The 13,191-nt window shown below is 53.4% G+C and carries 12 protein-coding genes; 4 read left to right on the top strand and 8 right to left on the bottom strand.

Annotated elements, in window-relative coordinates:
• Window positions 1-5: 5 nt before the first annotated feature.
• From ABH899_RS05355 to ABH899_RS05340, 4 genes are all read right to left on the bottom strand, one after another.
• Window positions 6-1,439: a PTS transporter subunit EIIC gene (locus tag ABH899_RS05355; RefSeq protein ID WP_369994607.1), complete on the bottom strand. Its 1,434-nt coding sequence runs from the start codon at window positions 1,437-1,439 to the stop codon at window positions 6-8.
• 42 nt (window positions 1,440-1,481) lie between these two features.
• Window positions 1,482-2,327, bottom strand: coding sequence for a carbohydrate ABC transporter permease (locus ABH899_RS05350; protein WP_218229259.1), 846 nt, complete (start codon window positions 2,325-2,327; stop codon window positions 1,482-1,484).
• A 13-nt stretch (window positions 2,328-2,340) separates the two neighbouring features.
• On the bottom strand, window positions 2,341-3,294 hold the full coding sequence (locus ABH899_RS05345; RefSeq protein WP_218229258.1) for a carbohydrate ABC transporter permease: 954 nt from the start codon (window positions 3,292-3,294) through the stop codon (window positions 2,341-2,343).
• Between the two features lie 77 nt (window positions 3,295-3,371).
• On the bottom strand, window positions 3,372-4,736 hold the full coding sequence (locus ABH899_RS05340) for an ABC transporter substrate-binding protein (protein WP_218229256.1): 1,365 nt from the start codon (window positions 4,734-4,736) through the stop codon (window positions 3,372-3,374).
• Window positions 4,737-5,198: 462 nt separating this feature from the next.
• Here ABH899_RS05340 and ABH899_RS05335 point away from each other — a divergent pair, with 462 nt between their 5' ends.
• The 4 genes from ABH899_RS05335 to ABH899_RS05320 are packed head-to-tail and all read left to right on the top strand — an operon-like array spanning window position 5,199 to window position 10,250.
• Window positions 5,199-6,584: a YheC/YheD family endospore coat-associated protein gene (locus ABH899_RS05335; RefSeq protein ID WP_369994605.1), complete on the top strand. Its 1,386-nt coding sequence runs from the start codon at window positions 5,199-5,201 to the stop codon at window positions 6,582-6,584.
• A gap of 21 nt (window positions 6,585-6,605) precedes the next feature.
• Window positions 6,606-7,751, top strand: coding sequence for a YheC/YheD family endospore coat-associated protein (locus tag ABH899_RS05330; protein WP_369994603.1), 1,146 nt, complete (start codon window positions 6,606-6,608; stop codon window positions 7,749-7,751).
• Between the two features lie 4 nt (window positions 7,752-7,755).
• Complete coding sequence (locus ABH899_RS05325) at window positions 7,756-9,123, top strand: YheC/YheD family endospore coat-associated protein (protein WP_369994601.1); 1,368 nt, start codon at window positions 7,756-7,758, stop codon at window positions 9,121-9,123.
• A complete protein-coding gene (locus ABH899_RS05320; RefSeq protein ID WP_369994599.1) occupies window positions 9,123-10,250 on the top strand; it encodes a YheC/YheD family endospore coat-associated protein in 1,128 nt (375 codons plus the stop codon). Before ABH899_RS05325 ends, ABH899_RS05320 begins: the two co-directional genes overlap by 1 nt.
• 25 nt (window positions 10,251-10,275) lie before the next feature.
• Here the strand turns inward: ABH899_RS05320 and ABH899_RS05315 are convergent, their stop codons facing one another.
• The 4 genes from ABH899_RS05315 to ABH899_RS05300 are packed head-to-tail and all read right to left on the bottom strand — an operon-like array spanning window position 10,276 to window position 13,042.
• Window positions 10,276-11,535, bottom strand: coding sequence for an ArnT family glycosyltransferase (locus tag ABH899_RS05315; protein ID WP_369994597.1), 1,260 nt, complete (start codon window positions 11,533-11,535; stop codon window positions 10,276-10,278).
• Between the two features lie 39 nt (window positions 11,536-11,574).
• Window positions 11,575-11,946 (bottom strand): EamA family transporter, encoded by a 372-nt coding sequence (locus ABH899_RS05310; RefSeq protein WP_009674588.1) that lies wholly within the window; start codon window positions 11,944-11,946, stop codon window positions 11,575-11,577.
• Complete coding sequence (locus tag ABH899_RS05305) at window positions 11,943-12,332, bottom strand: DUF2304 domain-containing protein (protein ID WP_009674611.1); 390 nt, start codon at window positions 12,330-12,332, stop codon at window positions 11,943-11,945. The genes ABH899_RS05310 and ABH899_RS05305 overlap by 4 nt, the downstream gene beginning before the upstream one ends.
• A 14-nt stretch (window positions 12,333-12,346) precedes the next feature.
• On the bottom strand, window positions 12,347-13,042 hold the full coding sequence (locus tag ABH899_RS05300) for a glycosyltransferase family 2 protein (protein ID WP_369994595.1): 696 nt from the start codon (window positions 13,040-13,042) through the stop codon (window positions 12,347-12,349).
• Window positions 13,043-13,191: the final 149 nt, after the last annotated feature.

The following is a 13,191-nucleotide window of genomic DNA, read 5'->3' as shown; positions in this document are numbered from 1 at the left end:
TCCATCTAGGCGGCTAAACGTTTGGCAATGGATTCCTTAATCAGTTCCGAGTCCGTCCCGAAAATAACGTGCACGTGTCCCTTTCCCATGTTCATAATTCCGAATGCACCCAGTTCCTTCAGTTTTTCTTCCTCCACTTCTTCAGCCTCTTTAAGCCACAGCCTCAGCCGGGTTATGCAGGAGTCCACTTTAATGATATTGCCGATGCCGCCCACGCTGTTCACGATAGCCGTAATCCGTTCTTCCTCCGGGGGCGGGGCCGAAGATACGATCGCCGCGGTCAAACCGGGGAAGTCTTCTTCCCTGCCCGGGGTTTTCAATTTAAAGGCTTTAATCAGAAGCAGGAACAACCCGTAGTAGACGACAAAATAGACAGCTCCTATAATCAGAAACGTAAAAGGAAATTCCTTTAATTTCCAATTCAACAATAAATCGATAAATCCTCCCGAGAAACTGAAACCGAGCTTAATATTAAACAGATGCATGAGCAGCATCGCAAGACCGTTCAGAACTGCATGCACTCCGTACAGCAGCGGCGCCGCAAACATAAACGAAAATTCAAGCGGTTCCGTCACCCCGGTGAGCATCGAGGTAAGTGCGGCGCTGTAAAGCAGAGCGGCCGCTTTCTTCCGCTTCTCCGGCAGCGCGCATTTGATCATCGCCAAAGCGGCAGCAGGCAAGCCGAAAATCATCGTCGGGAAAAAGCCGCTCATGAACATGCCCGCGCTCGGATCGCCCGCGTTGTAGCGGGTCATATCGCCATGAACATAAGTTCCGGCATTTGTCATGAACTCCCCCACCTGAAACCACACGATACTGTTCAGAATGTGGTGCAGACCCGTGACCAGGAGAAGCCGGTTCAGAAAGCCGTACATGAATACGCCGATTCCCCCCGCATCCACGATCCAGAGGCCCGCATCCCGGATCACATCCTGTACAGGAGGCCAGATCAAGCCCATAATCCCTCCCATTCCTGCCATAACGAGCGAGGTAATGATGGGCACAAAACGCCGGCCCCCGAAAAACATGAGGTAATCCGGAAGCTTGATATTATGAAACCGGTTGAACAGCATCACGGTGATAAGCCCCGTCATCATCCCTCCGAGAACGCCCATATCCAGATGGGCTCCAGGCGTCGTCTGCTCTACGGGTACGCTTTCAAAAGTCGCAAGCGCTCTCACAAACACGACGTACCCTACCGTAGCCGCGAGCGCCGCCACTCCTTGACCGGACGTCATGCCGATTGCGATGCCGATCGCAAACAGCAGAGGAAGGTTATCCACAATGGCATTGCCGCCTGTGCTGAATATTTTCGAGATGAAGATCAGAAACGGATCCTGGAAAGTAAAAGCGCCGAGCCGCTGCAAAATTGCGGCGGCCGGCAGGACGGCAATCGGTATCATGAGAGACCGGCCGATTTTTTGAAGCGTATGCAGCATGTTTGCTCACCTTTTTCATCTTGCGGAAAAAGCGGCGGGCCGTTATTTAACCGCACCCGCTGTAATTCCGCTGGCAATTTGACGCTGAAAAATGAGATAGAAAATCATGACCGGCACCATGGAAATGAGAAGCGCCGCAAACAGCGGACCCCATTCCGTCCGGTACTGCATCTCCCCCTGCATAACGGCAATGCCCACAGGAAGGGTGTATTTGGAAGGTTCACTGTTGAGTACGACGCCGAGAATGTATTCATTCCACGTGTTCAGCACGTTGATGATGCTAACGGAAATGAGTCCCGGCTTGGCGAGAGGCATCATAATGCGGAAGAAAATGCCGTAGTAAGAGGCGCCATCCATCATGGCCGCTTCCTCGATTTCGGACGGCAAAGTTTTGAAGAATCCGACCAGGACGAACACGCTGAACGGAATGGTAGAAACTGTGTATACGATGATAAGCCCAAGAAGGGAATTGGTCAATCCCATATCGCTCATCAGGAAGAACAGGGGAATCATCCCGAGGAACATGGGAATCATCATCGAAGCGATATACACGTAATAGAGGACGCCGCTTCCCTTGAAGGCAAACCGGGCCAGAATGTACGCCGTCATTGCCGAAAGCACGAGACCCGCCAGGACACTGACTACCGTAACGATGATCGAATTCATAAAATAGCCGCCGAACTGGTATTTATCCCAAACGTAACTGAAGTTGGAGAACAGCAGCGGAAATTTGGGAAGATCCCACGGGTCACCTTGGAAAAACTGCTGGTTATCCTTCAGGGAACCCAGGACAGTCCAGACGAGCGGGTAAAGCACCATAATCGCCCACACGATTAAAAGCAGGTTGACGACTATGCGCCAGAACGGGTTTTTCAGTCCATCACTCATGCATATAACCCCTCTACGAAATTTCTAACGGTTCTCTTTTCATAATGCGCTGCAAGGCAACCGTCGTGATTAGAGAAACAAAGAGCGTCAATACGCCGATAGCCGCCGCATAGCTCAGGTGATACTGCCTGAAGCCCTGCTGGTACAAGTAGGAGCCCAGTACCTGGGTCGCATTGTCCGGCCCGCCCTCTGTCATAATCGAGACGATGATAAAGGAGCCGTTGAGCGTAGTCATCACGATCCAGATGACGGAGGTTTGAATCTGCTCCCATGTCAGCGGAAGCGTAATGTGCCAGAACTGCTGCCACTGTGTGGCGCCGTCGAGCCCTGCGGCTTCGTACAGCGAGTCCGGGATGCTCAAAATTCCCGCGATGAGAAGCAGGGTACAGAAACCGACGCCGGCCCAGATCGAAGGAGGAAGGAGCGCCCACATCGCCGTTGCCGCATCTCCCAGCCACGGGAATATGAAATCCTCCTTTTTGATCGCACCGATCAGAGAGTTCAGAAAGCCCAGGTTCGGGTTGTAGACGTAGCGCCACAGCACGCCGACGACTACGACGGAAATCACGTTCGGGAGGAAGAAAATAGCCCGGTAAAACCCGGAGCCTTTGATTTTAAGACGGGTAAGCGAGACTGCAAAAAACAGGGCAAGCACCATAAAGCCGATCACTTTACCCGCAACCAGAAAATAATCGTTCAGCAGGGCCTTCGGTATAATGGGGTCCTTGAACATTTCTTTAAAATTGTCCAGCCCGATAAAATTGTAATCCATGGAGCCGCCGGACCAGTCGAACAAGCTGAGATAGATGCCTTTCAGCATCGGGTAAACGGTGAATACGAGATAGAGCAGCAGAGTCGGAAGGATAAAAGAAGCAATAAACAGATTGCGTCTTACCTTGGAGCGTCCGCTCTTCGGCTTTTTCGCCACGATGGCTCCGGCCGGGTTAGTGACAGGTGTTCCTTTCATGCGTGAACCTCCGCTTTCCTGGGAACGACAATAAGGGAATTCGCATTCCCTTATTATCACTCCGGAGATATGGGTGCTTATTTTTTCAATTTGGCGCGCTGCTTGGCTGCTTCGTCTTCCATACGTTTCGCCCACTCTTCTTTGGTGATCGTGCCTTGAGTCAGAGCCAGCGTGGAATCGTTACGCACTTTTTTGAGGTCTTCCGGGATAACCGGTTCCGGTGCTACAACCGTTTCCGGGGAGCTGTAGGATTTGATGGCCGTTTTTGCCAAGGTGCTTGCGGACGTGTTGTCGAGATTCGTTTTCACGTTAAGCAGAGCGCCTGTCGCCTCCGCCCATTTCCCCGCTTGCTTCTCCGTAAAAATAAACTGGATGAACGCTTTTGCCGCTTCCGGATTTTTCGCTTTTTTTGCGATACCCATCGTGGCCGTAGTCGGAATGGCTACGCTTTTGCCGCCTTTTTCCTGGGCAATGGACGGAATGAATCCGAATTCAAAGCCTTGCGGCACGTCTTTTTTCATTTCGTTCTCTACCCAGAGGCCGTTCGGAATAAAGGCCGCTTTGTGCTGAAGGAACTGCGTCTGGGAGTCCGTGTGGTTCAAAGCGACGGAACCCTTGTCGATGAAGCCCTTATCGCGCATTTGAATGATCTTGTCAAGCGCTTTCATAACCGGTTCGCTTTTGAATACGCCTTCTTCCATGTTGTTGATTTTTTTAATAATGGACGTATCGTAGTTGTTCGCCGCCACGGTTGCGGAATCCAGGAACGCCCCGTTAATGTAGTACGGGTATACGCCGGTGTGAATGTAGACGCTCATTTTGCCGGAAGCTTTGATTTTGTCGCCTACCGCAAGGAAGCTCTCCCAGTCTTTCGGCTCTTCCCAGTTGTTTTTCTTGAACTCGGCACGATCCCAGAACGTTCCCCACGATCCGAAAACGAGCGGAACATCGTAGTATTTGCCTGCTTCGTACTCTTCCGGCTTGGTAATGAACAGGTCCATAATGTTTTTGCCGTCCGCGTTTTTGGCGGTTTTCAACCAGTCGGTAATGTCCATGAGCTGGCCATCCTGAAACATGGTTCTCGCGTTGGCGCCCGCTCCATCGATATAAACCACATCCGGCGGATTGCCTTGAATCCAGCGGGGTTTCATCTGATCGTTGATTTTGGCTCCCGCGGACTGCTTGATTTTCAGATCGGGATTAGCTTTCTGGAACTCGTCGATCGCCGCTTTCCACCAGGTATCTCCGTATCCGCCGACAAAATACTGGATCTCGAACTCGCCGGTCAGTTTCTTGCCGCCCGCTTCTCCCGAATTCGCGTTCGAGGACGCTCCCGGAGTAGCTGCCGGCGTAGTCGTTGTGTTCGTTTTGCTGCACCCTGCCGCAATTGCGGATACCATCATCAAAGAAATTCCCATGTTGAGCCATTTGTTTCTTTTCATGTGTACAAACACTCCTTAAAGGTTCTTTTGTAATCGGTTACAAACTGAAGCGGTCCCCCTGATGCTTTGTCAACCAACGCCTTCTTACCGGGAGTTCCTCACCTCCTTAGTGGTCCCGAGAGAACAAAAAAAGGGCATAGTCAAAGAAGCAAAATCACTTCTTTAACTTATGCCCTTTCGGTAACATGTTAAAGTTTGGGTATGTAGTTGTCGGGATGAAGATAATATTGAAATTACTTACATCTTACAAGGACTTTAGTCTCTCGTCAATCCTTTTGTTAACACTTTGTCCATATTTGTCATCTAGTGCCGGATTTACCCCTGCCGCTAAGTCATGCCGAACGTAAGGCCGAAACCCCGCATTCGCCCTTGCACCAAGGGATATATGTCCTCATATGATGAAGTAATTCTTTAGTTGCAGCCGCTGGTACCGCTGGTACCGCGAAGCGAAGGAGCTTTCCTATGACCCGCATCTTCCATGTCCGCAGCCTCGATCCCGCTCTCTACGAAGACGAACGGACCATTCAGCTGAGCGCGGGGATAATGCGGGCGTACCGATTGGCCCCGGACAGCGCCGTCAAGCTCCGCTTCGGTTCCGCGTCCTGCGAAGCGGTGGTCCGGACGGCTGCGGAACCGGGGGCGAGTCCGGACGAAGAGCTATGCCTTCATCCGGCGCTGGGGCGCCGGCTCGGCATTCGCGGAGGATGCAGGCTCTCGCTCGTTTATCAGCCTTCCGCCGCCACGCTTTACGCGGGTCCGCTCGTCGGGGTTCTGCTCAGCAGGGTCTATTCGTCTCAGGAAATGCCGTTCGGCTCCATGACAACCTTCTGCCGGGAGCTGACCAAAGCAGGCGAGGAAGCCGGGGTCAGCCTGTTCTTTTTCTCTCCCGAAGAAATACACACTTTTCCCGATCTGGGAGGGCTGTATTACGACGAGGAATGGAGAACAGGGATTTTTCCCGTCCCGCACGTTATTTATAACCGGCTGACTTCACGCAAATACGAAAACAAACCGGAAATCCAGCATTTCCTCAAAGCCGTTCAACTGCGTCACCAGACGCACATTTTCAACGATAAATACCTGGATAAGAACGCCGTATTCTCCGCCCTGTGCAGTGAGACCGCTCTTCAGGACTGCCTGCCGGAATCTCATCCGTTCTCCAACTATCACATGCTGAAGGCCATGTCCAGCCGATACCGGACCTTATTTATAAAACCGGCCTCCGGCAGTCTCGGCAAAGGAATTTTCCGCCTGCACGTCTTGGAGGACGGCAGCTGTGAAGTCCGGTTCTCCGCGCTCAGCGGGACCGTCGTTCTTCCCTATCCCGATCTCTTCGAGGCTTACTCCCATATGGCGGGAAAAATCCGGACACAGGCTTATCAGATCCAGGAAGGCCTGGAGCTGCTGACGATCGGCGGCCGCCCCGTCGATTTCCGTGCCCTCGTTCAGAGAGACGGGGGAGGAGAATGGGTTCTGAGCTCCATCGTGGCCCGGATCGCGGCGGAGCAGCACTTCGTATCCAACCTCGCGAGAGGCGGAACGATGACGGCCGTCCAGGAAGCGCTGGCCGGGACTTCTTTGGCCTCACGCAAAGGGAGCATTCAGCGTACTTTAAAAAGTACGGCGCTGACAGTCGCTCAGGCCATCAGCAGGAACGTGAAGGGAACGTTCGGGGAGCTCGGCGTGGATCTGGCTCTGGACGCGGCCGGGCAGGTAAAACTGCTGGAAGTGAACTCCAAGCCTTCCCGCGAGGAATTCTCCCTTCCCTCTGCGGCTGAGGAACCGCTTGTGCGGCCGTCCGTCCGGCGTCTCCTTGACTATGCCGTTTATTTGTCCGGCTTTATGTAGAACAAGAAGGCGGTGGGTTGTGTGGATTATGCAGTGAATCGATGTCTGGGCGTTCTGGCCTCGCCGGGTAAAGCGGCGCCCGCCGGAGATTCCGAACCCTTTTTCCGGAAGCTGGGCCAGAACGGGGCGGCCGAAGGAATCGAGGTCATCGTGTTCAGCCCGGACGGAATCTCTTTCGAGTACGAGACGGTGGACGGCTTCCTGTACAGTCCCTCGGATTCCGCCTGGAGAGAAGGCACCTTCCCTCTTCCCGCCGTCCTTTATGACCGCTGCTTTTGCTCCAATTACGCAGAACAGCGGCTTTACCGCCGGCAGCTGAACCGGCTTCACCAGCTGCCCGGGATCCGGTTTCTGGGCGGAGGCCTCCGGGGCAAATGGGACGTCCAGCGCCTGCTGGCGGCCGACCCGGCTCTCGCCCCGCATTTGCCGCTTACCCGGCGTCTGACTGCGCCGCACCAGCTTGAACCGTGGCTTGAGCTGCACGGGGCCGCTTTTCTGAAGCCCGAAGCAGGCATGCACGGCAAAGGCGCCCTGCATGTTTACCGCAGTCCCGGTCCGGACTTTTCCTGGAGCGTACGCGGCCGCGACCGGGCAAACCGTCCGGTGCAGCGGGATTTCGACACGGCGCCGGAGATGCGGCGCTGGATCCGCGGTTTCATAGGCAAACGCCGCTATTTGCTCCAGCAGTACCTGCCGCTGACTACACCGGACGGTACGGCTTACGATATTCGTTCTCTTATGCAGAAAGACGGACACGGCCTTTGGAAGTTGACCGGGATGGTTGTGCGCTCGGGCGGTCCGGGGAGCGTGACGTCCAATCTCCACGGCGGCGGCACCGCCTGCGAGGCCGAAGCTTTTCTGAAGGAACAATTTCCCGGCGGAACGTCCGGCAGGCTGATGAAGACATTGTCCGTTTTGTCCCATCGAATTGCGCTTATTCTGGAATCGTCGCATGGGCGTCTGGCCGAGCTGGGCATCGATTTCGGCGTTTGCCGGGATGGACGCATCCACATTCTGGAGGTTAATTCCAAGCCAGGCAGAGCAGCCTTCCAGAGCATTGACGGCGGGAAAACCGCCCGCTCAGCCGCCTCTAATCCGGTCCGGTACGCCGCCTATTTGCTGAGAACGCAGCGGGAACCGGCAGGGGCAACAAGTTTAGGAGGGTAACCCAATGAGTTTGACGACGTGCACGGTTCACGTAAATTCCAAACAGGAAAAAAATATTTTGGTATCCGGTGAACTGGCCAAGGCGCTGCACTTGTCAAAAAGCAAGACGCTGCAGCTCCAGGTCGGCTCCAAATCCATTACACTCCCGGCCCGGTATATCAAAAAAAGCGGACTCCACCTCTATCTGCCCCAGTCCGTCATTACTTCCGTGAAACTTCCGCGGATCGGTCCGTGCCTGGCAGTGAGCGGAAGCGGCAAAGATATCCGGCTCGGTCCCGTAATCGGAATTCTGACGAATGTGGCCAGCACCACGTCCGGTCCTTTCGGAACGAGAACTCCGTTTATCCGCTCGCTGATGCAGCCGGGGGAACGCAAATCGTTCCACATCGCCTTTTCGCCTAAGGATGTCAACTGGCAGCAGGGCACTGTAAACGGCTATATGCTTCAACCGCAGGGAGGCTGGGTCCGTAAAACCGTTCCGCTTCCGGATGTGGTTTACAACCGTCTTCCCAGCCGCAAAGCGGAGAAATTGGTCTCCATGGAGGACTTCAAGCAGCGCTTCGTCAAACGGAATATCCCTTTATTCAACTGGGCTTTCTTCGATAAATGGGATGTGTACCGGCTTCTTGAAAACGATCCGGCCTTCAAATACGTGCCGGAATCGGTCCTGGATCCTTCGGCGGATCAGTTGAAGGACCTTCTCACCCGCCACAAATTTATCTATCTGAAGCCAACGGCCGGAAGCCTCGGCATCGGCATTTACCGCATTACGTATTCGACGGACCGCGGATATTTCGTACGCTACCGCCGCAACGGCAAAAATGTACTGCTGCGCTTCAACAAATTCGAAGGGCTCGTCAAAATGCTCGGCATCAACCGCGGAAAGCTGACCAGCTATGTGACCCAGCAGGGAATCCGGCTGATCGAGATCGACGGCTGCCCCATTGATTTCCGCTTCCATCTGACCAAGAACGGAAGCAATCAGTGGGTCGTCGCCGCCATCGGCGCTAAAAAAGCCGGCAAGGGAAGCGTCACGACCCATCTGCGCAACGGCGGCCAGCTGATGACGGCGGAGCAGGCGCTGAAACAGGTGTACGGCAGCAGAAGCGACGCTGTTTTGTCCCGGATGAAAGAGACGTCTATCGAGCTTGCGGAAGCGATCGAAAAAAATTACAATCACCGTCTGGGCGAGCTCGGATTCGACCTCGGCATCGACCAGAACGAGAAAACGTGGATGTTCGAAGCCAATGCGAAGCCGGGACGTTCCATCTTCAAACACCCGGGGTTGAAAGCCCAGGATAAAGCTTCCCTTAACTATATCTATGAGCACTGCGTCTATTTAAGCCGCTTTCGTGCGAGGAGGGATGGTTAGTGGACGTAAGCGCCCATAAAAAGCAGCAGCCTCTGTGCATCGGAATTTTAACAACACCCGATCCAAAACGCCGATTCTCGGGAAATCGTGAAAATTTCATTGATTTGATTAAAGCCGGCTACGAACAGGGTGCTCTCGTTTATGTAGTCACTACATCCGACCTGAAATTGAGCGGCAAGCATGTTCAGGCCTACTGCTATCAGTTGGCCGCGAAAAAATGGAACAAACAGCTGATGCCTCTTCCCGACGTCATTTACAACCGGATCCCGACACGCCGGCTGGAAATTCAGAGTGACGTTCAGCGGACGATCCAGGCCTGCATCCGCAGCAAGCAGGTTCACTTGTTCAATCCGTTCTTTTTCGACAAATGGACGCTCTTCGAATGGCTCGATCAGTCTCCCGAAATCCGCAAATACGTGCCGGTTACGAAGCAGTTGAGCAGCCAGGCCGTCCTGGAGTCGATGCTCAAACGGTTCCCTTTCATCTACCTCAAACCGGTTGAAGGGAAAGCCGGCAAGGGGATCATGCGCCTGGAACGGATCACGAAGAAAAGCGGAGCGCAGACTTACAAGCTGACCATGCAGGAAACTGTGAATTCGCATTACGAGTTATTCACGAACTTATCCGATGTCTGGAACCGGATTGCCGAGATCAAAAAAGACGAAAGCTACATCATTCAGCAGGGGATCCGCCTTTCAAGCTTTAACAAACGTCCTTTCGATCTGCGAGCACTTCTTCAGAAAACGTCGAAAGGCACGTGGAGCGTAACCGGAATCGGAGCCAGAGTCGCCGGCAGGCAGAGCATTACGACACATGTGCCTCGGGGAGGCTCCATCGACGATCCGGAACGGCTGCTGGAGAAATCATTCGGGCCGCTCAAGGCCAAGCGGATTCTCCAGAGGACGCGCAGCACCGCATTGCTTATGGCAAGCAGCGTAGAACAGACCTCCAAGCAGAAGCTTGGAGAGATGTCGATGGATCTGGGCGTCGATCTCGACGGACGCATCTGGTTTTTCGAAGCCAATTCCAAACCGATGAAATTCGACGAACCCCACATTCGCAAAAAGTCGCTGGCGCGCATTATCGGGTACAGCGTGCATCTGGCAAACAAAAACAAGACCAAATGAACCCACAAAAAAACCATCCCTCACTTTACGGAAGGGATGGTTTTTGATGTTTGCGGCCGACTGCCGCGCCTGTTCTTCCTCTGCCTTCCCACGCCTGGAGAATCGCATAGCCGGCAAAAAGAGCCATAAACGGCATCAGCGGAGCCGAATACCGCGAATGCGCCAAATAAATCATATGAAGCAGAGACATGTAGGCGAACAGCACGGTCAGAAGGTAAGCCAGCCGCTTCTCTCTCGCCAGCCAGATTCCCCGGATGCCGAACCCGAGAATCGTATAGTGAATCCCTACGGGCAGAATGAGACTAGCCCAATTTACAGCGTTCCAATAGTACACGTCCCCCCAGAAGGTCGCAAACTTCCCGATCGTATACCACTGGAGGTAGTACAGCGGCTGCTCCGCAAAGCCCGTCCGGATCCGCTCCTTTGCCCACTGCGTGTCGAACGCGTCATTGACCCACAGATCGCTTGATGCGTGCCACGTCCGCTGTTCGGCTACAGGCGGAGGCCCGTAAGGAAACGTGCCGAGGAGCAGCGGATTGCCGCTGGATTTCGTCAGCGGAATAAACTGCCCTCCGGACACTTCGTAGTTGCGGACCCACCATGACATGAGGCAGAGGACAAATACCAGAGCGGAGACCGCCAGGCAAGCCGCCAGTTTTTTCCACGGGATCGTCCGCCAGTAAATGAGCAGCAACAGAAAAAAACCCGGCCAAAGCGCGATCGTCGGCCTTACGTAAACGGCAAACGCCCACACCAGCCCGAACCAGACGGCATTTCCCGCGGTCGGCTTGTCCATCGCTTTCAACGCGCCATGCACCAGAAGCATCAGAGCGAGCACAAACAAGGCTTCCGTCAAAATATAAAACGAAATGTTCCACATCGGCGGATAAACGGCCGTCAAAACGACGGCGATAAGCGCGGTTCTCTCGTTAAACAGCCGGATTCCGATTTTGAACAAAAGAATCATCGAGAAAGAAACCATGACGACCTGAACGACCCGGATCGTCTGCTCCAGCACGTACCCCGTTCCGAGTCCGCTCATAAACAGGGCGATAAAAGCCGGAAGAGCGGGCGTAATAAACACCGTCGGCTTCGACGGGTCATTGTAGGTAAACATTCCTTTTTCCAGCCAGATTCGCGCGGTTTCCAGATAAGATTGGTCGTCCGATCCCAAGTTGTAGGAGGAACCGTGTGTAAACACCACCGCCAGCTTCAGCAGTGTCGTGAGCAGCACGACAATCCAGAGCCAGCCCCGGACCGGTATAGATCGAAGCCTATGCGGCATGATGCATTCCCCGCCTTCCGCAAAAAAATCAAAAGCGCGTTACGAATAACGCGCCGATAAACCGATCATTCCCACGCCGATCAGGATCACTACGCAACCGGCGATTTTAAGTACCGACATTTGTTCGTTGAAAATATAATACGCACCGATGACAGTAATCAGATAAGCGATGCTCTGCATCGGGTAGGCGATGCTGATATCCACTTTATTCAGGATAAACAGCCATAAAACCGTTGCAAGCCCGTAAATGAAAAGCCCCCCCAGAATAAACGGGGAAAACATAAGATGAATGATACTTTGCAGGCTTTCGAAAGAGTCCGCTTTACGCGAAAGCCCGAATTTCCACAAAAATTGACCGCTTACCAGCATAAGCGTATTCAGTAAAATCAGTCCGATATGTAACGGATTCATGGCGCTTCCCGTCTCCCCGCTCCTGTGTAACTATCTTGGTTTCGGCTTTGTTCCTTAAGCAGCATTACTTCGTTCTCCAGGTACGCGTGCTCTTGAGCGAGCGTCTTGATCTGCTCCTGCTGCTTGGACAGCAGGATCGTCTGATGGACGAGCAGGCTCAGGGTGACCACGATCACGATCAGGAAGATCAGCGACGGCATGTACGACACGCCGATCCAGAGAGCGAAACGGTTGAGCAGCGGGATACAAATGCCCGTGACAAGTCCCGCCAGGGCGATCATAATCCAGGTGAACGCATGGCGGTCTCTTAATTTATGCTTGCTGGTGTAGTAAAGAATCTGAAACAAGAAAATGACCGTAACTCCGATCGTAATAACCTGAATCAAAATGATTGCCCTCCCTAGAAGCTTCTCCGGATGATCGAAAACATGGTCACCTTCAGCATGTAATACACGGAACGGACCGGATTAATGGACGAGACGCCGCCCTGCCGTTTTTTCATTTCCACGCTGATTTCTTTGATCCGGTATTTGCTGCGGGCCATGGAGACGAGAATTTCCACTTCCGGATAATCAACCGGATAATAAGTGGCGAATTCCCCAATGATCTTGCTGTTGACGATCCGGTATCCCGACGTCGGGTCGAAGATCCGGTTCCCTGTAAGAATGCGGATCAACATGTAGAAATAGTAGATGCCGATCCGTCTGGGCAGGCTGCTTTTGTAAGAACTCTTCTCGACAAAACGGGAACCGATCACCATATCGGTGCCGGACTCGCGGATCTCCCGCACCAGCTTATCTATGTCCCGGGCGTCGTGCTGCCCGTCCGCATCAAGCTGGATCGCATATTTATAGCCGTGTCTCGCGGCATAGCGGTACCCGGTCTGCATGGCTCCGCCGATGCCGAGATTGACGGGCAGACGCACACCGTTGTAACCCCGCTCCCGGATAATCGCCGCCGTGCGGTCTTTGGAGCCGTCATCCACGATCAGATAATCGTACTCAACGTGTTTCCGCAAATGATCGACGGTCTGTTCGATGGCGTCTTCTTCATTATAGGCCGGAATAATAATGAGTACATCACTTTGTCTGGACATAACCTCTTGCTTCCTCCTTCATTGCTTTTCAATCACCTTGTCCAGCTGTTCATTTATTTTATGCAGTCGGTTAAATTGAAATCTCTACGGTTTAACATCCCGATCATTCTGTTCAAAATCAGCTCTATTCAGTATAAAGGATATCCCTC

It is taken from the genome of Paenibacillus sp. RC84 (assembly GCF_041260495.1).
In the GTDB taxonomy this organism is placed as follows: domain Bacteria; phylum Bacillota; class Bacilli; order Paenibacillales; family NBRC-103111; genus Paenibacillus_F.
The sequence above is the reverse complement of the archived record's forward strand: the minus strand, read 5'-3'. Positions and strand labels throughout refer to the sequence as shown.

Excerpts from the sequence above, each read along its gene's own strand:
- ABH899_RS05355 (WP_369994607.1), bottom strand. The coding sequence starts at position 1,439 with ATGCTGCATACGCTTCAAAAAATCGGCCGGTCTCTCATGATACCGATT.
- ABH899_RS05350 (WP_218229259.1), bottom strand. The coding sequence starts at position 2,327 with ATGAGTGATGGACTGAAAAACCCGTTCTGGCGCATAGTCGTCAACCTG.
- ABH899_RS05345 (WP_218229258.1), bottom strand. The coding sequence starts at position 3,294 with ATGAAAGGAACACCTGTCACTAACCCGGCCGGAGCCATCGTGGCGAAA.
- ABH899_RS05340 (WP_218229256.1), bottom strand. The coding sequence starts at position 4,736 with ATGAAAAGAAACAAATGGCTCAACATGGGAATTTCTTTGATGATGGTA.
- ABH899_RS05335 (WP_369994605.1), top strand. The coding sequence starts at position 5,199 with ATGACCCGCATCTTCCATGTCCGCAGCCTCGATCCCGCTCTCTACGAA.
- ABH899_RS05325 (WP_369994601.1), top strand. The coding sequence starts at position 7,756 with ATGAGTTTGACGACGTGCACGGTTCACGTAAATTCCAAACAGGAAAAA.
- ABH899_RS05315 (WP_369994597.1), bottom strand. The coding sequence starts at position 11,535 with ATGCCGCATAGGCTTCGATCTATACCGGTCCGGGGCTGGCTCTGGATT.
- ABH899_RS05310 (WP_009674588.1), bottom strand. The coding sequence starts at position 11,946 with ATGAATCCGTTACATATCGGACTGATTTTACTGAATACGCTTATGCTG.
- ABH899_RS05300 (WP_369994595.1), bottom strand. The coding sequence starts at position 13,042 with ATGTCCAGACAAAGTGATGTACTCATTATTATTCCGGCCTATAATGAA.